The organism is Flagellimonas meishanensis, from assembly GCF_019880545.1.
Lineage (GTDB): Bacteria > Bacteroidota > Bacteroidia > Flavobacteriales > Flavobacteriaceae > Flagellimonas > Flagellimonas meishanensis.
Genome location: NZ_JAINVW010000003.1, coordinates 987,203 through 1,013,227, shown reverse-complemented (window position 1 = coordinate 1,013,227; position 26,025 = coordinate 987,203). Strand labels below are relative to the sequence as shown.

The window sequence follows — 26,025 nt, the reverse complement described above, 5'->3', positions numbered from 1 at the left end:
ACCAACTCAAAATAATTTGTTGTTAAATTGAAGGGTCATCAGGAGTATTTGGATTGCTGTTTCGCTCCAAATCCGGATACGGATAAAAATTCCTATTGCGTTCTTCGTCATAATTCATTGCTGCTCCACTGGGTTGTGGTCTTCCAAATCTTCGGCTATCCTCTAAACTCATTCCGGTTAGGAAAAGCTCAGCCCTTCTGTTTTTATAGATTTCATCAAGTAAATCATCAACTGTATTGGGCCCAGCATACGCTCCCACAGCTGCATTTACATCAAAAGGATCATCGGTGTCCGTGAGCACCTCGTTCAAAGCAGCGGTTGCAGCACCCAAGTTGGGTGATCCCGAGCGCAAATTGGCCTCAGCAATGATAAGGTTCATCTCATCGGGCAAATAGACAGGGATAGGCTCTGTAATTTCATTAAAAAATCCTGAAATGTCCTCAATTGGAAGTCCATTTTGATTGGTTTCATCCAAAGGAACTAAATAGAATGCCAATCGACCATCCGCAAGATCAAACACAAATTCCGCTGGAAGCCCAAAATTATCCCTAGGTTTAAAATTAGGTGCATCGTTTTGGATAACCCTTGCCCAAATGGGATTTTGGTTCTGTGAATCGTATGCAAAGATTGAAGTGACACTCTGATCAACCGAATTTGCAGCGGAAATGGCAGCATCATAGTTTCCGGCAAAAAGATTGTACCGGGCTGTCATCGCTGCAATGGTATTTGGCAAATCGATATTGCCCAATGTTATGCCATTGATGAATTCCGATGACGGGGCAGTAGCGGCTATTTGGGTAGCTGCTTCGGATAACAGGGTGATAGCGGTTTGGAATCCCTCCGTTCTGGAAACAAAGCTTGCATCGTTGTCATTGCTGGTTTCTACAATTACCTGTTCATAGTTTTGGGCCAAGCTGCCAATCGCCATTGCCTTAAACAGTTTTGCATGTGCAATAAGGCCACTTTGTGTGCCTGCTTCCAATTCAATCGTGTTGGCGTTGGCCTCGATATCCTCAGCAATTTTGATGACCCTTAGCATAGTGGACCACAAACCCTGCACGTTGGAATTAAAATTTGGCAATGCAGTGCCTCCATCCTCCAATTCAATCATGTTCTGAAATGTTGTGGTGATGCCTCCCTCACGGGTGGTTACGGCAGGTGTTTCCACAATCCAGCGAATACCGGTAGTGGAGTAGAGCTGTTGTAAACCTACTGCCGCAGCAAAGATACCTTCGCGTGAAGAGAATACTTGATCTTCCGTAGCGGCGTTGGGATTTTCAAAATCGGTTTCACAGGACACCAATCCCAAAGTAAGTGAAATGCAAATGATAAATAATCTTATATAGTTTTTCATTGTACTTTTTTTTGATTTAGAAACTTACGTTGATTCCCAATTGATAAGTCCTCGGAATGGGTACACCGGCAAAATCGAAGCCTCTAACTCCATTGCTTTGTCCCGGGGTGTTGATTTCCGGATCCCATCCACTATAATCGTCCCAGGAAATTAAGTTTCTTCCAACTAAACTCAGCTGGACATTGTCAATATGATCGATAGGAGGTTTAAAGTTATAACTCAAGGCCAACTCCCTTAATTTCACAAATGAACCATCTTCCACAAATTCCTCGAAAATACCGGCTTGGGCACCCCCAAAGCCTTTGGGTCTATTTCCTAAAAGTTCTTCACCGACATTGGACCCTCCACCAAAAATCACATTGTCCAAAAGTCGTCGGTTCCAGTTAAAGACATCGAAGCCTTGTACGGCATCCAATTGTATCCTGAGCTTGAAATTCTTATAGGTAAACTCGTTGATCAACGAACCAAACCAATCGGGATTGGGATCTCCTATGACTTTCGAACCTTCCCCATCTTCTGTGGTTCCCCTAAACGGATACCCATCTTCATCCAATGAAATACTTCCATCGGGATCACGGGCATAGAATTGGCGGTAGAATACGCCCAAAGGTTCACCTTCGATTACAAAGTTGGTGGCAAAACTCCCTGCCAAGGCAAACTGTCCTCCCCCAGCGACATTGGTCACTACGTTCTCATTTTTAGAGAATGTTGCCGTAACATCCCATGAGAAATCATCCGATTTTATCGGCACACCTCGTAGAAGCAATTCAATACCTTTGTTTTCCAAGTCTCCAACGTTTTCAATCCTTGAATTAAAGCCCGCGGAAGGTGCAAGTTCACGAGGAAGCAATAAATCGGAAACATCTTGCTTGTAGTAGGTAAATTCAATACCTAAACGATTATTTAACAATCCAGCATCGAAACCAAATTCAATTTCCTCTTGTCTTTCAGGAGCTATATTGAGGTCGCCTTGTTGGGTATCTGAAATCAGACTGGGTAAACCATTGATTGATGATGGATTTAATACCGTAAATCTTTGGAATGCAGACAATGCGGTCAAGTTACCTGCTTGTCCCCAAGACCCCCTTATTTTAAAGGTATTGAAAGCATCACCAAATGTATTTTGCCAAAAATCTTCTTCAGAAATCACATAAGAGACACTGGCCTTGGCATATAGTTGATTGCGCTCATCCTCTCCAAAAGTAGAGGCCCCATCAAGCCGTATCGCACCATTTAAATAAAGTTTATCCCTAAAGCTAAAAGACTGTTGTAAAAAAGAGCCCCAATAGGAAATTTGTGAACGGGTTTCTCCCTGGGCCAAGATACTACCATCTGACGCTACCTCGACCACTGGAGCAAGACCATCGGCCTCAATAGCCACTCTGTCAAACTCTTCATATTGCCAGGATCCACCCAACGTTGTTGTGGACTGGATATCTTCGTTAATAGGGATTTGATATGTCAGATTTAAATCGCTATTGTACTGAAAGCTGTTGATGTCCGCCCTTCTCGCAAAACCATCGCCATTAGGGGAGGTGTTGTTTATTGGAATAAACGCCGTAGCCGATTGATTGTAAAAATCGAGCCCCAACAAATAGTTAGCTTTTAAGTTCTTTGTGATGTCTGCATTTAATCCAATATTCGTAATCACACGGTTGACTTTTTGGCCAAAGTCAAATCTGTTTACTGCCTCCAAGGGATTGGTCCTGGGAACCAACAATGATGTGACAGGATAAACCCCGGATTCGTCTGGATCTGGATTCACAGAGTTATCGCTAAAAACAAAACCTGTAATAGCTCCGTAAGCTGCATTGATACCTCCGTTGGGCACATCGTTGCTAACACTGCGAGTGAAATTTAGACCAGCATTGATCTCCAACCAATCCCATGCTTTTTGGGTGATATTTGTTTTGAAACCGATTCTTTGAAAATCGGTGTTCTTGATAATCCCCTCATTGTCCAAAAAAGAACCTGAAATGTAATATGTAGTTTTCTCATTACCTCCGGAAACGGATAAGTTGTTCTCGATGCCAAAACCAGATTCGAAGAAGTCATCTTGATAGTTGAAACGTTGGACTGGGGTCGTCTCTAGATTTGTTCTGTCAAAAGGGTCCATCCAAGCCAGGGGAACGGTGTTGTAATCAATTTCCTTTCGAAGTTCATTGATGCGTACATTTGTGGAAAAGCTGAACTTGGGATCACCGGCCCGTCCTTTTTTGGTAAAGATTTGAACCACCCCATTACTTGCCCGTGATCCATAAATAGCTGCTGCCGCAGCACCCTTTATTACCTCAATACGTTCAATGTCGTTGGGGTTTAGATCCACCAAACGGTTTTGTGAGTTTCCTCCCAAATCAACAAGATCATTGCTATTACTTGAGTTGCTCACAATGATTCCGTCCACAATGTATAATGGATCTGAATTTCCGAGAACAGTACTGGGTCCTCGCAAACGGATGCTGATGCCTCCTGCGGGATCACCCGAGTTTTGTTGTACCAAGGCACCCGAAATTTTACCGGAGATGGCCTGATCAACCGCAATTGCCCCGTTGTTTACGAGTTCCTCGGATCTGATTGTGGAAATGGCATTTCCCAAAGTTCTTTTGTTGGCTCCCGCACCCGTTCCGGTTACTACTACCTCATCTAAACTTAAGAGGTCTTCTTGAAGCACAATGTCGTTTGAAATAGTGGAACTACTGCCCAAATCAACACTTAAGTTTTGGGTAGAAAAGCCAATTGAACTGATAGTCAACGTGTATGACCCGGAATCCAAGTTGGCCGTAAAATTGTAATTACCATCAAAATCGCTAACGGCCCCAAAAGCGGTTCCTTGAACATATACCGAAGCCCCGGAAATAGGCACATTTGTACCACTTTCGGTGACGGTTCCGTTAAAGGTGTACTGGCTTTGTCCAAAAGCTACCGGCGTTATCGCCAATAGAAGGACCAACAGTAGCCGGAACCTAGTTTTTCCTGCATTTTTGTGAAGTTTTCCCATAAATAAGTCAGTTTTAGTTAATGTTGAAGTTATACCTAACGAACCCTTCGATGGCCTCATATTCGGCCATGCCAAGGGCATTATATCGGTTAGCGGTTTCTTTGTTTCTTTGTTCGGCGCGCTGCCAAAATTCCCGTTCATCGTGTCCCGGAAACATCGCACTGTCCTTTTGGGACTGATGCTTGAAAATGGCATTGATTTTCCGATCCATATCCTTGGGGCCAATGGGAACGGCCATCTCCATGTCCGCAATTTCCCATTCCTGCCATGCGCCTCGGTAGAGCCAAACATAGCAGTGCCTTATCCACTCGGCTCCTTCCTTCATAAATCGGTCAATGGTCTCATAGATTACCTGCAAGCAGACCCGGTGTGTGCCGTGTGGGTCCGAGAGGTCTCCAGCAGCAAATATTTGATGTGGCCTTAGTTTATTTAGCAAATCATAAGTAATCTGGATATCTTTTTCTGAATAGGGTTTTTTGCGGACAGCCCCTGTTTCATAAAAGGGGAGGTTTTGAAAATGGGCATTCTTTTCCGGAATACCACAGTAACGGCAAGCCGCCAAAGCTTCTCCCTTTCTGATCAAGCCTTTGAACTGTTGTATTTGATCACTATCTACCTGACCTGGTTTTTTGGATGCCAAAAAGGTCCGTACCTCCTTAAACTTCTTTTTGAGTTCTTTGTTGTCTTGCTGGACATCGGTGGCAAAATCCAGAAAACGGATCACCTCGTCATCAAAAACGGCAATATTGCCCGAAGTTTGATACGCCACGTGCACATCATGGCCTTGGTCCACGAGCCTGAGCAAAGTGCCTCCCATGGAGATAACATCGTCATCGGGATGTGGACTGAAAATAAGGGAAGTCTTGGGAAATGGTAAAGCCCTTTCAGGTCGTTGGCTGTCGTCTGCGTTCGGCTTACCTCCGGGCCATCCCGTTATGGTACGCTGTAAATGGTTGAACACTGTAAGATTTATTTGTTCGGCAGAACCAATTTCCGCGACGAGGTTCCCCATTCCATACTCGTTGTAATCCTCGTTGGTGAGCTTCAAAATGGCCTTGCCCAATTTTTCGGAAAGCCAAATCGATGCCCTTTTGATGAGCCTTTCATCCCATTCACAATCGGATACCAGCCATGGTGTTTTTATACGGGTCAACGAGGAGGCGGAGGCATCGTCAAGTACAAAATCACAATTTTCATGATGCTGCAGAAAGGTAGCGGGCACGGATTCTTTGATCTTTCCCTCCACAGCTTCCTTAATGATGGCCGATTTCCCCTCACCCCAAGCCATGAGAATGATTCGTTTGGCACCCATAATAGTGCCAACACCCATGGTAATGGCCTTTCTTGGTACATTTTCTTCACCGAAGAAATCGCTTGCCGCGTCCAAACGAGTGATCCTGTCCAGACGGATAAGCCTGGTTTTACTGTTCTGGGAAGAACCAGGCTCATTGAACCCAATATGCCCTGTGCGTCCAATACCGAGAATTTGAATGTCGATTCCCCCAACATTCTGAATTTTTTCCTCATAATCCATACAATACTGTCGCACCTCATCGGCCTTAAGGCTCCCATCTGGAATATGTACGTTTTTGCGATCTATGTCAATATGGTCAAAAAGATGTTCGTTCATGAACCTGACATAACTGTGAATAGAGTCTGGTTCCATCGGGAAGTATTCATCCAGATTAAAGGTGACCACATTTTTGAAGGTCAATTTTCCTTCTTTGTGGAATTTTACTAGATAATCATAGACCTTGGTTGGGGTGGAACCGGTAGCAAGTCCAATGACAGTTTTCTCACCTCGCTTTTGTTTTTCATTGATTAAGCTAGCAATCTCATTGGCCACGAAAAGTGAGGCCATATTGGAATCTTCATGGATTATGGTACGTATTTTTTCGAACCTCTGTGTCTCTGGATAGTTTTCTATCATGGAAAATCAATATAGTGTTCTTGCAAAATATCGAAGTTACTTTATCAAATGTAGATAAAAAACGGCATGATATGCAATATAATGCAATTTTTTTTCAAAAATTATTCTCTGGTCATCAATTTTTGCCGTATTTTGCTGTTATTGATGCAGGATTTAAGATTTATTTAACTTTGCACACCATATGCTCAAGGAGGAAAGGCAACAGTTTATTTTAAACGAAGTGCGGATACATAATAAGGTATTGTTGACCGATATGGCCGACTTGCTGAATGTCTCTGTAGATACTGTTCGTCGTGACATCAAGGAACTTGACAGTTCCGAACAGCTCAAGAAAGTACATGGAGGAGCAGTTTCTTTGGGGTTCAACAATTACAATCCCATTGGACAAAAGATTTATTCTTTGGAGAAAAAGGCTTTAATTGCCGAGAAGGCAATCAAGCTGATCAAAGAAGGTCAGGTAATCCTGTTAAGCGGAGGTACCACAAATCTGGAACTGGCCCGAAGGTTGCCTTCCAAAATGAAGCTCACCTGTTTCACCCCTAGTCTTCCCATTGCCGTGCAACTGCTGAGCAAATCGAATGTGGAAACCATATTTATTGGTGGTAGATTGTCCAGGGATTCGCAAATAACCATTGGCGGTAGCGCCATTAATATGCTATCCGAAATAAAAGTGGATATTTGCTTTTTAGGAACAAATTCGATTCATCCCAACGAAGGGTTAACTGAGTTTGACTGGGAAATAGTGCAGATGAAAAAGGCGATGATACATAGTTCGCGCAAAGTGGTTTCGCCATGTATCTCTGAAAAAATAGGGTCCATGCAACGATACAAAATATGTGGGGTGGAAGATATTGACGTACTTATCACTGAACTTGAACCTTGGGATTCCAAACTTGAAGTCTTTAAAACTATGAACATCCAACTGTTATAAAAATGGCCGACAAACACCTTAAGATAACTGAGAGACCCTCTTTGTACGACAAGTTGGAACAGATGGACACACTCGATATCATCACCAGCATCAACAATGAGGACAAAAAGGTAGCCGACGCTGTGGAACTGGTTTTACCACAGATTTCAAAATTGGTGGACGCCCTGGTTCCCCGTTTTGAAAAAGGTGGCCGTCTCTTCTATATCGGAGCCGGTACCAGTGGCCGCCTGGGCATTCTGGACGCTTCGGAAATACCGCCAACATTTGGTCTTCCCCATGATAGGGTCATTGGGCTGATCGCCGGGGGTGATGTAGCCATAAGAAAAGCTGTGGAGTTTGCAGAGGATGATACCAAGCAGGCTTGGAAGGATCTACAGGAATACAATATCAATTCAAATGATGTTTTGGTGGGTATAGCGGCTTCCGGTACAACACCTTATGTGTTGGGCGGAATCGAGGATGCCAAAAAGCACGGTATTTTAACCGCAGGAATAACCAACAATCCTGGTTCCCCTTTGGCTGTTGAAAGTGACATTGTCATGGAAATAGTGGTGGGCCCCGAATTTTTGACCGGAAGCACAAGAATGAAGAGTGGGACAAGTCAGAAGATGGTTCTGAATATGATATCAACGGCGCTCATGATCCGCATTGGCCGGGTAAAGGGAAACAAGATGGTAAATATGCAATTGAGCAACAACAAGCTTGTGAACAGAGGTACCCGTTATTTGATGGAAGAGCTTGGTCTGGACTACGACGAGGCGGAAAAAATGCTAAAGAAATACGGATCGGTCAGACGCGCCATCGACGCCCAAAAATAGGAACAAAAGCTACTATTTCGGAACCAATCGGTAAATTCCCTTTCCCTCAATACCTACATAAATAAACCCATCCGGGGCTTGGTTTACATTTCGAAGCCTTCCCATGCCATCCAATAGTTTTTCGCGATACACCACCTTGTCATTCTCCAGCACAAGACGTTCCAAATATTGAAAGGACAGGGAACCAACCAGGAGATTGCCCTTCCAACCGGGATATTTATCCGAGGTCACAAAGGTCATTCCGCAGGGAGCAATGGAGGGTGTCCATTGGTATATGGGCTGTTCCATGCTAGGGCGTGAGGTTTCATTGGTGATCTTAGTACCACTATAGTTTATTCCATATGTGATAACCGGCCATCCGTAGTTTTTTCCTTTCCCGATTATGTTGATTTCATCTCCTCCCCGGGGACCATGCTCGTGTGCCCAGATCCGTCCAGTTTCTGGGTGTTTTGCCAATCCTTGCGGATTTCTGTGCCCATAACTGAAAATGGCCTCTTTAGCGCCTTTTTCACCAACAAAAGGATTGTCGTTTGGTACGCGGCCATCATCATGGAGCCGATAGATTTTGCCCCCGTCTTCCGAAATATCCTGTGGATTAACGTCCCTATTTCCCCTGTCCCCAATCGAAAAATATAGAAATCCTTCGTCATCAAATACAATGCGGGACCCAAAATGTTGTCCACGGCTAGTATTGGGCACTCCTTTATAGAGCAGTTGACTGTCCAAAAGCCGGTTTCCGTCCAGTTTGGCTCTCATGAGTGCCGTATTGCCGCCTTTACCTATTCCTTCCGGGGACGCATAGGTTAGATAAATCCATCCATTCTTGGGATAATCGGGATGTAGTTCAACATCCATCAATCCGCCTTGCCCGCGGACATAAATGTCCGGAAGCCCTTCAATTTTTATGGTCTTTCCGTCCTTGTAGAGAAGTAGTTGTCCCGCCTTTTCAGTGATGAGTATGGCGCCATCTGGGAGAAATGCCATGCCCCAAGGGTTCTGGATACCCTCAACCACGATTTCCGCAGTAAAATCAACACTTTTGGGAGTTTTTGCGCCCGAATTCGAATTTTGCGCACAGGACGTACTAAGCAGTACAACGAAAAAATAAGCAGCGATAGCACTTTTTTTCATAATTTAACGTTGAAATAATAGATTTTATAGACGAACTGCAATCCAATGGGATTGAAAGATAACAAGAAATTATAAGTTTAGACAATTACTATTTAGAATATAAAGGTCCCAAATCCTAAGTATTCTGCCAAAACGAAACTTAACCTATGCTCCCACAAAAAACAAGGCATTTGCTATATGCCGTGTTGTTGGCGTTCATATCAATATTTTGCTCCACGGTATTAGCAAAAACGGAAATATCAGGAAAGCTTACCGCGCTTTTCTCCGTTTCCGAACCCACTGCTCAACCTAAGACGAACCATCCATTGGATGAGGCCGACAAGACATTTTTACCCACCAGTGCCATGTTCATGACCATTATACAAGGCGCTGATGAAGAGGTCGTGTGTCCAAACGATGGTAGCACACTGGCCAAATTCTTCCTATGTGGTACCAGCGATATCAGGACAATTACCCTGAGCCAATCTGGAAGCAGTTACCAATGGCAACGTTTGGACCCCAACACCTGTGCCCCAACGGTCGTGGATGATTGCCCTACCATTAACGCAGCCTGTACTTGGAACACCGTGGGTACCGGACCAACCTTTGACCTTTCCGCTGCAGGAGAGTTTAGGGTGCGGGTTAACTCAGGACAGTATTTCTATTTCAAATCTACCCTGAATCCATTGAACCCCCAGTTAATCAAGGAGGATATTATTTGTGGCAATCCCGGTAGGGTGGAGGTCACCAATGTACCCGCAGGTTACGAATACAGCTTGAACAGTACCGCGGGACCGTATCAAGATGATCCATTCTTCGACATTACCTCCCCCGGAAACTACAGGGTTTATGTGCGATTGAAAAATGTTTCCGCCAGTGCTTGTGTTTTTCCATCCAATGTGGTAACGGTGAACGACTTGGATATCAATGTGGATGTGACCGCAAACGATATTTTGTGCAGTAGCGAACTGGGTAGTATTGATGTTCAGGTATCCGGAGTCCCTGGTTTTTATACCTATCGCCTAGTGAAAAATGGGGTGACTGTGGATACTTTTGGACCCAATGGATCAAACACCTATACCTTTGCCAATGTCAGCCCCGGTGTGTACAGTATCCGTGTGGATACAAACAACTGTTCCGAAACGATTACCACCGACATCAACGGGGACATCATTGAAATAGGGAACGGTATCAGCCCTTTGGATGTATCTGCAACGGCTTCCGATAGTTTTGGTTGTGGTGCTACATCGGTAGATGTGAACCTAACCACATCCGGAGGTACGGCCCCCTATCGCTTTAGCGTTGATGGAGGTCCGTTCGGTGCTACCTACACAGGTTCCACCACGTTTACAGTTACCACTTCCGGAACCTATGCCATTTTGGTTGAAGATGCCAATGGATGTCAGCGAAGTGCTTCCGTTGATGTTCAGGACATTCCGCCACCTATCTTCAATATTACAGAGGAAGATGCCAACTGCGGAGGCGCCAATGATGGTAGAATCATTGTAAATGTAACCAACGGATTTGGTTATGAAATAACATATAGTATCGACAATGGTTCAAACTACCAAATAAGCAATGTGTTCTCCAACTTGGCCCCGGGAAGTTACAATGTTGTACTACGTTATCAACAGGACACCTTTACCTGTACTACAACTCCGCAATCAGCTACGATAGGGACACCAACGACCATTGCTGCAACGGCCACCCCGAATACTGTTCCGACCTGTTTAAATGAGAATGGAGGTCAAATCACCATTTCTGGAGTGTCGGGTGGAACAGCACCTTATGAATATAGTATAGGAGCCGGCTTTGGGACCAATCCTGTTTTCACCAATCTAGGAGTGGGAAGTTATACGCCATTGATTAGGGATGCCAATGGTTGTGTGCAATCCCTTCCGGATGTTGTGTTCAATGCCCTCAATAGGCCCACCGATTTGGATTTTACCATTTCCAGTTTGAATTGTATCACCACTACCGCCACAGTGGGATTGACAGTTACTGGAGGAACAAGTCCCTATACCTATGAAATTATTGCACCGGCAGCCAGTGCAGTGAACAATGGAACAAACAACACCTTTGGTGGTTTGGGATTGGGAACCTATACTTTTAGGGTCACCGACAACGAAGGTTGTTTTTATGACGAGAATTATGCCATTACCGACATAAGTTCCATTGGGGTACAGGCCCAACAGACCCGAGTGGTGACGTGTGTTGGGGATTCCGATGGTGAAGGACGCTATCTGGTGGACGGATTTAACACGACCTATAGCTATAGTATAGATGGAGGTCCAGTGTCAACAGGTCAAAACAGTAGCATTATTCCATTGACAGGACTGTCCGCGGGAAGCTACGTGATTTCCGTTACCGATGAAGAGACCAACTGCACCGATACCGCTACTTTGGTGATTGAAGAACCTGCGACGCCATTTGCCATTTCTGGACTCAATGTGACTGCGATGAGTTGCCAGAATGGTAATATAGGTTCCGTACAGATAAACACGGTTGGGGGATGGGGAGGTAATCGCTATACCTTGACCCAACCTGATGGATCGACCAGAGGACCTAAAAACGGAAGCACCTTCTCCAATCTTTCCCAAGATGGGCTTTACCAAGTTAGCGTAACCGATGCCAATGGCTGTACGGTGACCGATAGTTTTACCCTGACCCGTTTGGATGCGCCCACATTGACCTTGGATAATGGAGCCTCGGATTTTTGTTACGACAATTTCACTGCGGCGACTTTGGTAGTTAACGCAGCAGGAGGTTCGGCCCCATATCAATATCGCATCAATTCGGGAACTCTTGGAGCAAGCAATACTTTTTCGGGATTGACACCTGGCACATATACCATTGAAGTAGTGGATGCCAATGATTGCCGTGATACTGTTACAGCTACCATTGAACCACAGGTTATTGCCAATGCTACTACCATTCAAGAATTGGACTGTGCCGGACCACCGGCCCAAATCCAGGTAAATATCAGCAATGGATACACTTCAAGTGGAAATTATGATATTTATGAAGTGAGCATCAACGGTGCTCCTTACACATCGAACAATAACAACATAACCGGAAACTCCTTTATATATAGTATTCCCAATGATGGGTCCATTATTGCCGACACCACCTATCAATTCTTGATTACGGATAGCAGGGGATGTACCACTGAGACTAATGTGGTGACCATATCACCTCCGGAAACCATAGCTGGTTCCGTTGTGGGAACCGATACCCAATGTGGGGATAACACCAGCGGTATTGTGGAAGTGATTCCTGACACTACGCAAGGGGTGCCACCTTATGAATTCAGTAATGATAATGGTGCCACGTTCAGCACCCAAAATATATTTTCAGGATATGGACCCGGTACTCATGGCGGATTTATGATCCGGGACAGCAGAGGCTGCGTAAGTCCTGCCTACTCTGTGACTATTGGACCCAGTGATCCTTTGGATGCAACCGTTACCCTGATTGATGCAGTTTGTTCTGCCGGTTCCGTAAACGGTTCCATCTCAACAACAATAAACAACGGAGTGGCGCCTTTTGACTACATCCTTTTGGATGCTGCCGGAAATTTAGTGGCCTCTTCCATGGCTACAGGAAGTACAACCGTTAATTTCCCCAATCTTCCCGTGGGCAATTACACCATAGTCACTACCGATGCCCAGGGATGTGAGGACAGGGACGACGTGGTGCTGGACCAAAACGTATTGGATCTTATTCCATTGGACCCTGACCCAGGATTATGTTCAGATACTTCTTTTCCATATAGAGTACAGGCCACAGGTGGTACTGCACCGTATGAATTTAGATTGGTAGGGGATCCCATATTTACACCAGGAACGGGTGCCGGAAATGATATTTTCGATGTTACCGGTCTGGTAGTTCCTGGGGTAACCTACTTTGTTGAGGTCAGGGATGCACTTGGATGTACTTATATTGAAGAAATCGACCCCATAGGACCGCTAAATCCAGCATCGGTAACCGCCATAGCTACAACGGCATCTTGTAATGTTGCCGGAAGTGGCTCTATTGATTACGAAGTAACTGGTTTGCCCGCAAACCCAGCCAACTTTACGGTGACATTGCAAAATACGGACACCGGAGCGACAGTATCAGGACCTACAACCTTTACCAATGTACCTTTACCTTTTACTAGCACTTTTAATGGTCTGGCTCCTGGGAATTATCAGATTATTGTAACGGATACTGATACAAACTGTAGTGCTAGTACTTTGGTTTTCATAGGATTCAGTTCGCCGTCCATAACCATTGATAATTTTGTGGAGGCCACTTGTAATGCCGGTGCTTTGGTCACCGTACGAGGATTTGGCGGAACCGCTCCTTTTAACTATGCTTATGTCCCTACGGGAAATCCGGCTCCAACCGCTTTCAATCCCGAGACCACCTTTGAAATAGCGGGTCCTTATCCGGCCGATTATGATTTTTATGTGCAAGATGCCAACGGATGCACCGCATTGACCACTTTGACCGTTACGCAGGAAGCAGGTGTGCCTACCCCTGTAATTGACGTGGTGAACCAATGTACTGCAACCAGTGGGTATCAAATTCATATGGTTTCACCGCTGTCCACGGGTTCTGGACTTCCCGAGGAAACTTTCCAATATGACATAGGTAGTGGTTACCAAACTGCGACGACATTTATTGTGCCCAATCCCGGAAGTTACCTTATAACTGTTAGGGACGGCAACGGATGTACCAATACGGTTACAGCAGAAGTCTTTGATTTCTTTGCCATAACAGCCGATGCCACATCATTGCCAACCTGTAATGCCGGAGATGGTGTTATTACCGTGAACACTTCCGGAGGCAGTAGTAATTTTGAATATCAGCTCAGGAATGCGGGGACGTTGGCCAACATAGGTCCTGCCCAAAGTTCCAATGTGTTCAACAATGTACTTCCTGGGGATTATAACATTTTGGTAACCGATTTGAGTTCCAATACCACTCCATTGTGCACCGACGAGGCTCTGGTTAGTGTATCCACGGTGAATACACCAATAATCAGCGCCACTCCAAATAGCGATGTCACCTGTAATGGGGCCAATGATGGTACCATCGCCGTGGAACTGCAACCAGGCAGTGACACTGATACACCACTTAGCTATGTTCTATATGATGGTGCTAGTGCCACAGTCCTTGCGGGTCCGCAAGCATCCCCATTGTTTGATAATTTGGCTCCAAACACCTATCAAGTGGAGGTGGTCTCTGACCGTGGTTGTACGGATCGGTCTGGAAACATTATTATTGGCGAGCCCACAATTTTACAAGTAAATGCCACAAACACGGAATTCACCTGTAATCCATCCAGCAATCAGTTCAGTACGGCCACGATTACCATATTTACAGATACCAATGGTGATGGAAGTGGAACGGCTACGGGAACGGGGCCTTACACCTATAGCATGAACGATGGCACTCCTCAGTTCGATGGGACCAACTTCCAGACCAGCAATACCTTTGAGGTAATTGATAATGGTACCAATCAAACCATTATTTTAACCGCTAGGGATCAGAACGGATGTGAAGAAACGGCTACGGTGACCATCAACACCCCGACGGATATCACTTTCAGCTACAATGTAAATCCAATTACCTGTGATGCAACTGGAACCGGAGTAAATCCCGGAAGCATAGACATCATTGTCAATGAGGGCCCTGGAAACTATGAAGTTGAGATTTTGCCATTGGGTTCCGAGCCTGCCCGTAATTCAGGAGGAACAGACCGTGTGAATTGGGACATAGCCACTCCGGGAGACTACATTTTTGCAGTGACCGATATTGGAAGTGGAGGTTGTACCTATTTGACTGCCACCATCAATATGCCCGAATACAATACCATTGAAGCCTTAATAGCCGAGGTACAGCCGGTTACCTGTTTCAATGGAAATGATGGACAGATAAGTTTGGCAATCAACAATTACAGCGGAACATACAATTATGAAGTGTTCACAAGGGACAACGCTGGTGTGGAAACATCAACCGGGGTAACAGGAACTTTCGACACCAATGCTCCTATCAATACCCCGGAGATAATCACAGGCCTGCCCGCTGGAAATTTAGTGGTTCATGTGGAAGCGCTGGATTCCCCTTTCTGTGATGTGGTAAGTAACGTAACCACTGTAAGATCTCCAGATAGGGCCTTGACAGTTGATGCAAACCAGACTTCTCCGGTAACCTGTAATGTACCTGGAATAGGTGAAATCACAGCCTCCGGTGATGGAGGATGGGGTTCTTATGAATATCAGTTGGTTGACCCTGATGGAATCACTGTTCTGGTAGATTATCCAAACACAAATCCCATTTTCCAAGGACTGTCAACAGGACTTTATACTGTCAACGTTAGAGATGCCAGGGGATGTGTAACCAGTACCACAGTTGATTTGCCCTTGCCCACACCAATTACCGCCGATATACAAGTGGTTCAGGGATTGGCCTGTAATAATGACAACAATGGAATTATAGAAACATTCAATGTGACTGGAGGACAGGGTCCAGGCAACTATTTGTACCAATTGAACAGAATTACCGATGGTACGAACAGTGGACTTCAAACAACACCAACATTTGCCAATCTTTCAGCAGGGGACTACACCATAACCATATTTGATGGATGGAACTGTAGTTTCACCACGGTTCCCATTACCGTTCAAGATCCCGAAATTGTAGTGGCCGAGTTGGTGGAATTGCAACCACCAGGTTGTGGGGATTTGGGAAGAATGGGGTTGACGGTGACCAATCCTGAGGTTGGTGTGGATTATTTCTATCGCCGATCGGGAACTGCGGACCCATTTATTCCCTTTGGTGCGGGAATGACCAGCGTTCAGATTGTAGTGGATATCACAGTGGATCCCGGACCTTTCCAATACGATGTCCAAAATTCCAATGGGTGTCCTTTTGAACGATCTAATCAAATATCCTTAGATCCCGCGGCACCGTTGGTAATAGCTTTGGATTTGACCAACGCTACCATCAACTGTGCTGGGGAGGCGACTGGTATTATCCGCTCCGAAGCTTTCGGTGGAATCGGGAGCTACGTGTACACTTTGCTAAACTCAAACACACCTCCTAACCCGACGGTCGCCAATACAGTTAGGCCAGCACAAACCTCAGGTATCTTTAGGGAACTGAATCCCGGAACCTACTACGTGTATGCCCAGAGTGGGGGATGTGAGGCCATCTCAGACCCCATTGTCATTGAACCCAAACCACCATTGGTTTTGGAATATTTGGAAGCCGTCCCCGTTTTGTGTGCTGGGGACACCAATGGCCAGATTATCATAGAAGCTAGCGGGGGAACCGGAGCCATACGATATTCCATTTCCGATACGTTGAGCGAATTCTTTGAAGGTGACGACCCGACGAATCCAAATAGAAAAACCTTCACAGACCTATCACCAAGAACCTATGACATCATTATTCAGGATGATTTGGGTTGTACCATAACACGTACCGTAGAGATTACCCAACCCATGGAATTGGTCGCAGGCGTAGTGTCTACTACTCCCGAAACCTGTTTGGGCGATGCGGATGGCACCATGACCTTGCAGGTAAGTGGAGGAACTGCGCCGTACTTCACAAGTGTCAATTCGGCTGATGATGCCGACTTTGTTCAGAACAGCACCATGTTCTTCGACAACCTGTTGGGTGGTGAGACCTATGTCATTTTTGTTAGGGATTCCAATGGCTGTCAAACCAGCGTGGTGGCAGAAATCGGAATAGGCATCGAATTGATTGCAGAGCCCATTGTGGAGTATGGCTGTGATGGCATATTCCCCAACAGTACGGCCACCGTTTCCATAGCGGATCAATCGTTGCTGCCCAACCTACTGTTTTCTTTGGATGTGGATGATGTGGCACTCGCCACAGACCAACGGACCTTTGGGGACCTTCCCCCTGGAGGCCATACCGTATACATCTATCACCAAAATGGATGTGTGACCTTCGTAGAGTTTGAAATAGATGCTTATGAACCCCTGACCTTGGAGGCCACGAAAACAGGTGCGGACGAAATAACAGCCGTCGCCACTGGTGGCTTTGGAGGCTATGAATTCTTCTTCCAGGGAGAATCCTACGGTGAGGTGAATGTTTTCAATACCACTACCGATGAGAGTATTACCATCATGGTTCGGGATAGGAATGGGTGTGTCGCCAGTCTGGTAATGCCTTTCAATTTTGAGGGAATGCCAGAAATGCCGCCATTCTTTACTCCGGATGGGGATAATCTCAATGATTTTTGGTATCCAAAAAACCGCGAATTCTTCCCCAATATCGATGTGGTGATCTACGATCGCTATGGTAGGGTAGTGGCCCGATTGGACCAAGTAAAAAAATGGGATGGCACCTATGACGGGAATCCTTTGCCAACCGGTGATTATTGGTATGTGGTAAATGCCAATGACCGGGAAAGGCAGCAATATGTTGGCCATTTCACCCTGTATCGTTAAATGAATAAAGCCACTGTTTCAGTTATGGAAGCTCAACCCACAACCCTTACTTAAGGGAATGGGTTGAGTTTTTAAAATTGTGTTGAAATAGGAATACCATTCCATATTAATTTATATTTTTGCAATCCGTTTTCGGGATGTGGCGCAGTCTGGTAGCGTACACGCATGGGGTGCGTGTGGTCGCTGGTTCGAATCCAGTCATCCCGACCAAAAAGCCGAGCAATATGCTCGGCTTTTTTATTTCCATAAACATGGGAGGACAATACAATTTTTAAGAAGTACATTTTTTTTAATAATGTTCTTCTAGGTAGTATTGATTTAGCAAGGTTTAGGACCCTTGCAGCGAAAAGCTCGGTTTCACTCGCTGGTTTCTGCTGATTTAGGACCAATATGATTGGTTTAAGATTTATGGATGAAAAAAAATAGTGGATAAAAAGTACAGAAGTTTACTCCACATGCTCCAAAAACACGAGCACTTGTAGATGGCTTTTCCCCCTTCTATGGTCTTTCTTCTTTTCAAAGGCTGCATGTGAAATTGTTCCAAAGCCCGCCTGTTCTTCCAAGGCATGCAAAACCTTCAGGATGTCCATGAAACCTCCTTCCAGACTAAAAATATAGGTTTTTACCTGAGAATCCTTTTCCCAGAACCGATGTGGCGACTTAAACTCGATGATCTTTACATTCCTGGTCACGGTAATTTCGTTCAAAAACTTAAGTAGGTCGTTCTGAAGTGATGAGGTCCCCAGATTGAACGCTTTGAATTGTGCGTCCAGATACTTTTCTTTTTGTGTCATCATCGAGAGTTCTTGCGGGACATGTGCAGCTAACTGCTGTTTGTCAGCATTGGTAGTGTATTCCTCCCTCAGTGCCATGGTTTTTTTAAAAGCCAATGGGTAGCTCAAAAAAAGTAGCATAAAGAAGACTCCCGCCAATAATTTGTTTTTATTGTCCAGCTTCATTGATTTCAATCTTTAAGGAGAACCTGTCAGAATTCTTGTCGGCATACTCATAGCCCAATATCTTCATTTTTTCTACCCAATCTTCTCGATCCAATTTTTCCATCCATTGGGCAAATCCGTCCTTATCATTGGATTGTCCGGAAATTTGGATGTTGTTTTGGTCCAACGCTATCAATTTGCCTTCACGGACCGGTTTTAACAGTGGTTGGTATTCCATTTGGTCCAATTGAATGGAGGTTGGCAACCCAAGTGCGATCCTGTCCATGTAAAATGTCGATCTTGAGTTTGAAGACCCCAGGAGCATATTTAGCCTCTGTTCTTTTGTGGCAATCCGATCTTTGATCGTCTTCAACATACTGAGTTGCTGTTCGGAGCTCGACAAGGTTTCCATGGACTCCACCTTCGCCCTATAGTGGGTGAACAGCAGAAAGTTCAAAAGCAAAGCCGTCAATAGAACCCCGATTCCCAATTTAAGGCCAACACTGTAAAGGCGATGGTTCTTAAAGTTGTTATCGAATCGTCGGTTAAGTACCGATAGGTTGGATTCTTCCCTAGAGCCCTTTAGGTATCCCAACACACTTGAAAAAGGGAGTAGGCCCGTTGTGGATATGGTCAATCCACCTATTTTCATCGGATTTTGTTGGGTTGAACCTTTGGGTTCGAAAACGAAATCGGAAGCGCTTATGTTCCTAAGTTGAAAGTTGGATCCAAGGATGTTGGATACTTGCAAATGGGGAATGCTGTTTTGGAGGTCGGAAATGCCCAAAGAAACCCTTGACGGGACGATTCCATGGCCTTTCAGCATATCCAATGTTCCATCTATGTCCTCTTTTTTCCCAATGGAAACAATGCCGAGTCCCCCGACATCCAATATTCCATAATAAAAACTTTCAAGGTCCAGATTTGGGAAAGCGTTGACGACCCATTGCCCGACATCCAACTTTGGATCTAGGGAGACCTGCTTCTTCAATATTTTGGACGAGTTGATGACCAACAGGATTACATTTTTTGCATTGATATGCCCCGTCAACTCCTCGATTGTATGAAATGCCCTTTCAAAGACAGTGTTGAGTTCCCCATTTTTTTTCTGCACCTTCAGCAATGAAAAATAGATACTGTCATCCACTTCAAAGATTTCCAATCCCTGATATACCGAACCTTCTATGATATGTTGGAACCAGTGCCTCATTTTCAGTAGATGACGGTCGGCTTTATCAAAATGGTCAATTTTTGTTTCGTGTCCTCCCGCTTTCTCTTGCTGAACAGCCATTTGATGACAGGGATCCTGGCAAGGAGAGGTACCCCGCTCCCAGAATCATTTTTTATCTTTTCCTCGAGCCCACCCAATATGGCCAGGTCTTGGTTCTGCATCCGGATGATGGAACTGAATTCCCTGGAGGTCAGGCCCGGCGGGGCATCCTCCTCGATACGTTCCCCACTGAAATCAGATTGGATGACATTGATTTCCAAGGTCACCTGTCCATCGCCTGAGACCAGTGGTTTGATACTAACCCCCAGTTCCGCATCGATTGGGGCATAGTTCCTGATCTCGGAGGTAGTGGGCACTTGGGACCCAAAGAAGTTCTGGTTGGTTATCACATAGTATGTGGTCTCCCCAATGGAAAGATTGGCCCTATGTCCATTAAGGGTTGATAGTTTTGGTGTGGAACGGATCTTGATGTTCCCGTTTTCCTCCAAGGCCTTTATAGTGGCAAAGAACTCGGGCACCACTTTTCCAATGTTAAAGGAACCGAAACCATCAAAGCCGCCTATGACCTTGTTCACGGTATTTGCACCCAGGGTGAGTTCGGTATCCGGAAACAGGTTTCCCTTGGTCCCAATGGGCCCGTCACCGATGCCCCAGCTGATCCCGGTCTCCACAATGGATGACCTTCGCACCTCGATGATCATGACCTCTATCAGGACCACGGGCACGGGCCTGTCAATCTCCTTTATGAAACTTTTGAATCGTTCGATGTTTGCCGAGGGACCGCTTACAAAGAAGCTGTTGAGCTCAAAGTCGACCCTGATGTCAAGATCGGACTTGATCTCATCGGGCAGAATGTTCACTAGGGCCTCGGCCCCGTCCCGATAGTCTCCAAAATCGCCGCTTCTGGTATTCAGGCTTCGCTGGCTGCCCAAATTTTGTTGGGGGCCCTGGAAGTCGGACCCTTGTTGGCCGTTGCCAAAATAGTTGACATTTCCCGTATTGGTCCTTCCCGCTGTCCGATATCCCCCGGAATAGGATCTTGGATCGCTCATCAGTTCCACCGAGCGGTGCATCATCTGGACGATCTCCACTTTTCTTAGGCTCAACTGGTCGGCAGTTCCAAAAAAGTAGATGTCGTTTTCCTTTTTAAAGGTAAAATTTGAAGATGGTCCATTGTTTTGGACTGTGGTGGCATTATTGTAGTTTCCGGCCCGGCCACGTCCATTTGGGTTGTTGCCATCAGCCAATGGGGCAGTCCCTTTTTGTTGGCTCTCGAACATATGGGACAGCAGATCATCAAAGTAAATGTTCCTGGCATTAAAAGTTACCTCCCCGGCCTGCTCCAATGGTGTTGCCGTATAGACGTCCAGATTTAGCTCAACGCTCAGTGCCTCAATTATATTCGCTATTGGGGCTCCGTTAAAATCCACGTTCAAGATCTTGTTCACCGTATCCAATACTTCATAGTACATCCCTTTTTTGAACAGGCCCTGTCCCTGATTGGCCACTTGACCATCGGGGCTGCTGAAAAGATAGAAACCGTCCCGAGACTTGGAATGGTCGAGCCCGTTGAGCTCAGCCATTTTTTCCATTGCCAGATCAAGGGGAGCATCCTTGATGTAGATGTTCAACGGCCTTTCCCTGAGGGCATTGGCATAGAGGAGGTTCTTTCCGGAGACCTCCATAACTTTTCTAAAAACCCTTTCCAGGGGAATGTCGCTCACATCCAGGGTGATTGTCCCTGTATCCGGCTGCATCTGCACCTGAAAGGTCTTTTCGACAATCTCAGGCTGCGGGGGAACATACCGTTTGATGGAGAGAATGCTCCCCGTGAAATCGATGGTCAGCCCATATTCCTTGCATAGAAAGATGAGCAGGTCGGAAACCGTTACATCGGAGAAATTGTTCACAATGTTGATGTTGGAAACATCGTTGGAGACACTCAGGTTCAGATTGTGTACCTTGGAAACGGCGATCAAGAAATTCGGCAGGGCCACATTGGACACGTTCACCTCCAGTTTCAGGGTCTCGTTATAGGCCGGATGATCCGATGCCAGGAGCTCCAGGTTGTTCTTTATGTTCTGTATCCTATCCCCTCCATATTGCGCGAAAACCGCATATTGGACAAACAGGAATGATATGAGGACAATTCTTTTCATCTATCGGTCACTTAATAGGGGGTATACCTCCTCAATGGAGGTGATGCCCTGTTGCACCAGGGCAATGGCGTTGGTCTTCAACGTAGGGATGCCGTTCTCGGTGAAATGTTCTTCAATCTGCAGCTGGTTGTTTTTTATGGCACTTTCCAACCCACTGTCAACGGGGAGGATCTCATAAATGGCCTTCCTTCCACTGTACCCTGTATGGTGGCAGTCATTGCATCCTACGGGCCGAAAGTGGTGTTCCAGTGAACCGGGAACATCAAACCCCATTGGAAATACGGTCCTGTCGACCAATGCCTTTTGTTTGCATGCACTGCACAGCTTTCGCACCAATCGCTGGGCCACGCTCATGTTCAGGGTACTGGCGATAAGAAAGGGCGGAACGCCCATATCTATCAGCCTTGAAACGGTGCCCCATGCCGAGTTGGTGTGTATGGTGGAGAGTACCAGGTGTCCCGTGAGCGCGGCCCTTATTGCCATATTGGCCGTATTCACATCGCGGATCTCCCCCACCATAATGATGTCCGGGTCCTGTCTGAGGAACGTGCGCAGGGAGTTCGGGAAATCCAGGCCGATGTTCTCCTTGAGCTGTACCTGGTTTATCCCTTCTAGGGTATACTCTATGGGGTCCTCAATGGTCAGAATGTTGGATGTGCCATCGTTCAAAAGCTTGAGCGTGGCGTAGAGGGTAGTGGTCTTTCCCGAACCGGTGGGCCCGGATATCAGCACGATGCCGTTGGGTCTTTTTATGCCTTCCCGGTACCTGCGCAGCTCCACGGCCGTCATTCCAAGCCCATCCAGTTCAACGGCCCCTGTATCCCTGCTCAAAATCCGCAGCACCAATTTTTCCCCATGGAGGGTGGGTAGGGAAGATACCCTGATATCGAATTCTTCCCCACTTGATTTTATGGTGATCCGACCGTCCTGGGGCAATCGTTTTTCGGCAATGTCCAGATTGGCCCTTATCTTGACCTTGTTCACCATGGTGGGATAATCCTGTAGGGGTATGGTGTAGTATTCCAAGAGCCTGCCGTCCAATCTAAGGCGTACCCTGCACCTGGTCTCGAAGGGCTCAAAATGGATATCACTGCTCCCTATGGCCTTGGCCTCCTGGAGGATCCTTTCCAAAAAGTCATTGGAATATGCCAATCTGGAGGCCTCCCTGTCCGTTTGCTGTCTGTAGTTGGCCGTGAGGTATTGTTGCAGTTCATCACTGTCGCATGGTTCCAGGGAAATCCTGGAATCCAGCACAATGTTCAGTTCATTGAGCAGGTCCCCAAGGGATCCGGCATCGGTCTTCAGGTGCAACCCGTTCCCATCCCTGCCCACCGGGACTATCCGGTAGTGGAACGCTTGCTCCGCGGAGATGCACTGTTGCAAATGGGACGGTATCTTGTATCGGTTTTCCAGCATTTATATCATATAGAGAGAGGGCATATTGGACCAATGGGCCATGAGCAGTATGGCAATCAGGAAAATGCACATAAGGCCAGCCAGCGGCACGGTCTCGGTCTTGGTCTTGGTACACATTCTGAGCACAATAAAGGCGATTGATGAAAAAAGGATGGAGCCCACGAACAGGACAATAAAGGTCACCGTGGGAAAGCCAACGGCAAGGGCGTACATTAGGAGCATGTCGCCCAGCCCAAAGCTCACGTTCAGGAACTCCTTCCCGAACACAAATCTCGTTATTGCCCAGAGCAGCGCCAACACACAACTGACTAAGATGACATTGTTGAGCGCGAAGAAAATAAAGTTGTCCATGCCCAAGTGATGGACATGGATACTTGCCAGCAGCACGGCGATAATGGGGAAAAACACCCACATCACCTCGCGGTCGCGCAGGTCCTGGACCGCGACCATTCCGCAGCCCAGCATGGTGAGCACTTGTAAAATCAGCATCAGTCCTTGATAAGTTGTTTGGGGTTACCGTTCTCGTCGATCTCCCACACGTTGAGCACGCCATCGCCGTCAAAGTCGGTTACCGCTTCCGCCCTGGCCCTGAAGGTGGCTGCGGTGGCCGCGACTATCTCGTACCGATAGTTGGCTGTGCCGTTTTCCGCGACTGTTTTTGGGGGCACAAAGTCCAGCTCATTTATATCGGCGGTGAACCTGCTGTACATATATCGGTGCGTGGTCTGGGCATTGTGGATGGCCTTGAGCTGCGTCTGGGCCTCAATGGCCTTGGCCTTGGATATCAAGGGCATCAGGTTCGGCAGGGCCAACAGCAACAATATGCCGATGATGGCCAGAACGATCAGGGTTTCCTGCAGGTTCAACGCCTGTATTTTTCTTACATTATTTAAAGCAAGCATAGGTTATTCATTAGATCTGGTGCAAGAAATAACTGTAAAAAATGGCAATTATTATACTTCATCTTAATTATTGTAAGCTTTTTCAACTTTTTCTGTAGTTCATCGAAAAAATTAAAATTTTGTTAATGTTGGATGAAAGTTTTTATATAATTGTGATGTAATAGCTTATTCCCAAAGTAAGTTTTTACTTTATTTTAATAACCTACTTATGGACACTTTCAACCTTAAAGGGAGATTTTCAATCCCCCATTTCGAACAAACTTTTTATTAACTCCACAATTTCAATCATGAAAAATCTTCATCCACTTCTTGTATGCACTTTACTTTGGTTTGGGACCGTCTCTGTACGTTCCCAAGATTTACACACACATAGCAATGCCGTGAGTGTCAACAACGAATCCAATTCTACGGCTGGATGGACCAGTAGCGCCACAATTACAGCGGACACTTCAAATCCTTATAACGGATCCTATGCCATGAAGGTGGTATCTACAGGAACTGGAAACGCGACCGCCAGTCGTCGGGTAGAGTACACCTATTCTGCCACGGTCGGTGAGACCTATGATATCAGTATTTGGGCCAAGTCGGGTAGCCAGTTTTCAGATCCCGCATTCGCATCCTGGACCGGGGTAACTGGATTCACAAACCCCACACTGATTACAACAAGTAGCAACTGGACCGAATACACCTTTATTGTCACTGCAACATCTGCGAATCCCACGATTTATGTCTTTACTGGATCTCATGCAGGAGGTGCAGTGGGTGACGAACTGTACATCGATCGCGTCTCGATTACTCTTCAAGGTACACCAGACACGGAAGCTCCAACTGCACCTACCTTATCAAGTACTGGCCAATCCCAGACCACTGTCGACCTTTCCTGGAGCGGGGCAACGGACAATGTGGGGGTGACCGGATACGATGTTTATCAAAATGGAGTCATCATAGCAAACAATGTCAGTACCTCCACTTATCAGGTCACGGGACTTGCTGCCTCTACACCCTTCGATTTCAAGGTTCGTGCCCTGGATGCTGCTGGAAATGCGAGCGTTGACAGCAATATAGTTTCTGTGACAACCAACAGCGGTTCGGACACCGAAGCTCCAACCGCCCCGTCAATCTCAAGTAATGGTCAAACGGACACCACTGTCAATCTCTCATGGAGCGGGGCCACGGACAATGTCGGGGTGACCGGATATGATGTGTACCGTGATGGTGCAATCATCGCCAATGATATAACAGCTACTACGTATCAAGCTACCGGACTCACAGCTTCCACTTCCTACGATTTCAAGGTGCGTGCCCTGGATGCTTCCGGCAACGAGAGTGTGGACAGCAATATCCTATCGGTGACCACCAATGCCGCTTCGGGTGGGGGGACATCCGTTTGGACTGAAACTGGTGCCACGGCCAGCTATTCCGGAGAGGTCGCTGTTGGGACCACGTCGGTGCCCACCGGGTACAAAATGGCCGTGGACGGAAAGCTCATCACCGAAGAGGTGCGGGTAGAACTATCGGGTACCTGGCCAGATTATGTGTTTGAGAAGGACTACGAGCTACCTTCCTTAAAAGAGATCCAAAAACATATAGAAGAAAAGGGTCATTTACCGAATATACCGTCTGCAAAAGAGGTTCAAGCCAATGGTATAGAATTAGGTGAGATGAACAGGTTGCTTTTGGAGAAGATTGAGGAGTTGACTTTGCACATATTGAATCAAGAAAAAAGAATAAAGGAACTGGAAACATCAAAAGAATAGGTTGATTATT

14 protein-coding genes and 1 tRNA gene are annotated in these 26,025 nt (G+C 46.1%); 5 read left to right on the top strand and 10 right to left on the bottom strand.

What is annotated here, in order from left to right; translation table 11 throughout:
- Nucleotides 1-22: 22 nt before the first annotated feature.
- The 3 genes from K7G75_RS12530 to nagB are packed head-to-tail and all read right to left on the bottom strand — an operon-like array spanning nucleotide 23 to nucleotide 6,282.
- The gene (locus K7G75_RS12530) at nucleotides 23-1,354 is read right to left on the bottom strand and encodes a RagB/SusD family nutrient uptake outer membrane protein (protein WP_222984584.1); all 1,332 of its coding nucleotides are present in this window, start codon (nucleotides 1,352-1,354) and stop codon (nucleotides 23-25) included.
- A gap of 16 nt (nucleotides 1,355-1,370) precedes the next feature.
- A complete protein-coding gene (locus K7G75_RS12525) occupies nucleotides 1,371-4,352 on the bottom strand; it encodes a SusC/RagA family TonB-linked outer membrane protein (RefSeq protein WP_222984583.1) in 2,982 nt (993 codons plus the stop codon).
- Nucleotides 4,353-4,365: 13 nt separating this feature from the next.
- Nucleotides 4,366-6,282, bottom strand: coding sequence for a glucosamine-6-phosphate deaminase (nagB, locus tag K7G75_RS12520; RefSeq protein WP_222984582.1), 1,917 nt, complete (start codon nucleotides 6,280-6,282; stop codon nucleotides 4,366-4,368).
- Nucleotides 6,283-6,463: 181 nt separating this feature from the next.
- On the opposite strand from nagB, the gene K7G75_RS12515 reads away from it, so the two are divergent.
- Both K7G75_RS12515 and murQ read left to right on the top strand, forming a co-directional pair.
- On the top strand, nucleotides 6,464-7,213 hold the full coding sequence (locus K7G75_RS12515; protein WP_222984581.1) for a DeoR/GlpR family DNA-binding transcription regulator: 750 nt from the start codon (nucleotides 6,464-6,466) through the stop codon (nucleotides 7,211-7,213).
- Nucleotides 7,214-7,215: 2 nt separating this feature from the next.
- Nucleotides 7,216-8,031: an N-acetylmuramic acid 6-phosphate etherase gene (gene murQ, locus K7G75_RS12510; protein WP_222984580.1), complete on the top strand. Its 816-nt coding sequence runs from the start codon at nucleotides 7,216-7,218 to the stop codon at nucleotides 8,029-8,031.
- Nucleotides 8,032-8,043: 12 nt separating this feature from the next.
- Here murQ and K7G75_RS12505 read toward each other — a convergent pair whose 3' ends face one another.
- Nucleotides 8,044-9,162, bottom strand: coding sequence for a PQQ-dependent sugar dehydrogenase (locus K7G75_RS12505; protein ID WP_222984579.1), 1,119 nt, complete (start codon nucleotides 9,160-9,162; stop codon nucleotides 8,044-8,046).
- Between the two features lie 146 nt (nucleotides 9,163-9,308).
- Here K7G75_RS12505 and K7G75_RS12500 point away from each other — a divergent pair, with 146 nt between their 5' ends.
- Nucleotides 9,309-17,612, top strand: a complete 8,304-nt coding sequence (locus K7G75_RS12500) for a T9SS type B sorting domain-containing protein (protein WP_222984578.1) — start codon at nucleotides 9,309-9,311, stop codon at nucleotides 17,610-17,612.
- Nucleotides 17,613-17,745: 133 nt separating this feature from the next.
- A tRNA-Pro gene (locus K7G75_RS12495) sits at nucleotides 17,746-17,822 on the top strand.
- Between the two features lie 236 nt (nucleotides 17,823-18,058).
- On the opposite strand, the gene K7G75_RS12490 is transcribed toward K7G75_RS12495, so the two are convergent.
- Genes K7G75_RS12490 through K7G75_RS12465 form a run of 6 tightly spaced genes read right to left on the bottom strand, consistent with a single transcriptional unit; the run spans nucleotide 18,059 to nucleotide 24,258 of the window.
- Nucleotides 18,059-18,571: a hypothetical protein gene (locus tag K7G75_RS12490; protein WP_222984577.1), complete on the bottom strand. Its 513-nt coding sequence runs from the start codon at nucleotides 18,569-18,571 to the stop codon at nucleotides 18,059-18,061.
- Entirely contained in the window at nucleotides 18,555-19,760 is a 1,206-nt protein-coding gene (locus tag K7G75_RS12485; protein WP_222984576.1) for a hypothetical protein, read from the bottom strand. Before K7G75_RS12485 ends, K7G75_RS12490 begins: the two co-directional genes overlap by 17 nt.
- 2 nt (nucleotides 19,761-19,762) lie before the next feature.
- Entirely contained in the window at nucleotides 19,763-21,940 is a 2,178-nt protein-coding gene (locus tag K7G75_RS12480; RefSeq protein WP_222984575.1) for a type II secretion system protein GspD, read from the bottom strand.
- Entirely contained in the window at nucleotides 21,941-23,356 is a 1,416-nt protein-coding gene (locus K7G75_RS12475; RefSeq protein WP_222984574.1) for a GspE/PulE family protein, read from the bottom strand.
- On the bottom strand, nucleotides 23,357-23,806 hold the full coding sequence (locus K7G75_RS12470) for a hypothetical protein (RefSeq protein WP_222984573.1): 450 nt from the start codon (nucleotides 23,804-23,806) through the stop codon (nucleotides 23,357-23,359).
- 38 nt (nucleotides 23,807-23,844) lie between these two features.
- On the bottom strand, nucleotides 23,845-24,258 hold the full coding sequence (locus tag K7G75_RS12465) for a type IV pilin-like G/H family protein (protein WP_222984572.1): 414 nt from the start codon (nucleotides 24,256-24,258) through the stop codon (nucleotides 23,845-23,847).
- A 287-nt stretch (nucleotides 24,259-24,545) separates the two neighbouring features.
- Here K7G75_RS12465 and K7G75_RS12460 point away from each other — a divergent pair, with 287 nt between their 5' ends.
- A complete protein-coding gene (locus K7G75_RS12460) occupies nucleotides 24,546-26,015 on the top strand; it encodes a fibronectin type III domain-containing protein (protein ID WP_222984571.1) in 1,470 nt (489 codons plus the stop codon).
- Nucleotides 26,016-26,025 lie beyond the last annotated feature (10 nt).

What these genes read in the sequence shown, in the direction of transcription:
- K7G75_RS12480 (WP_222984575.1), bottom strand. Translation starts at nt 21,940, where the DNA reads ATGAAAAGAATTGTCCTCATATCATTCCTGTTTGTCCAATATGCGGTT.
- K7G75_RS12465 (WP_222984572.1), bottom strand. Translation starts at nt 24,258, where the DNA reads ATGCTTGCTTTAAATAATGTAAGAAAAATACAGGCGTTGAACCTGCAG.
- K7G75_RS12500 (WP_222984578.1), top strand. Translation starts at nt 9,309, where the DNA reads ATGCTCCCACAAAAAACAAGGCATTTGCTATATGCCGTGTTGTTGGCG.
- murQ (WP_222984580.1), top strand. Translation starts at nt 7,216, where the DNA reads ATGGCCGACAAACACCTTAAGATAACTGAGAGACCCTCTTTGTACGAC.
- K7G75_RS12460 (WP_222984571.1), top strand. Translation starts at nt 24,546, where the DNA reads ATGAAAAATCTTCATCCACTTCTTGTATGCACTTTACTTTGGTTTGGG.
- K7G75_RS12515 (WP_222984581.1), top strand. Translation starts at nt 6,464, where the DNA reads ATGCTCAAGGAGGAAAGGCAACAGTTTATTTTAAACGAAGTGCGGATA.
- K7G75_RS12525 (WP_222984583.1), bottom strand. Translation starts at nt 4,352, where the DNA reads ATGGGAAAACTTCACAAAAATGCAGGAAAAACTAGGTTCCGGCTACTG.
- K7G75_RS12485 (WP_222984576.1), bottom strand. Translation starts at nt 19,760, where the DNA reads ATGAGGCACTGGTTCCAACATATCATAGAAGGTTCGGTATATCAGGGA.
- K7G75_RS12490 (WP_222984577.1), bottom strand. Translation starts at nt 18,571, where the DNA reads ATGAAGCTGGACAATAAAAACAAATTATTGGCGGGAGTCTTCTTTATG.
- K7G75_RS12470 (WP_222984573.1), bottom strand. Translation starts at nt 23,806, where the DNA reads ATGGTCGCGGTCCAGGACCTGCGCGACCGCGAGGTGATGTGGGTGTTT.
- nagB (WP_222984582.1), bottom strand. Translation starts at nt 6,282, where the DNA reads ATGATAGAAAACTATCCAGAGACACAGAGGTTCGAAAAAATACGTACC.
- K7G75_RS12530 (WP_222984584.1), bottom strand. Translation starts at nt 1,354, where the DNA reads ATGAAAAACTATATAAGATTATTTATCATTTGCATTTCACTTACTTTG.
- K7G75_RS12475 (WP_222984574.1), bottom strand. Translation starts at nt 23,356, where the DNA reads ATGCTGGAAAACCGATACAAGATACCGTCCCATTTGCAACAGTGCATC.
- K7G75_RS12505 (WP_222984579.1), bottom strand. Translation starts at nt 9,162, where the DNA reads ATGAAAAAAAGTGCTATCGCTGCTTATTTTTTCGTTGTACTGCTTAGT.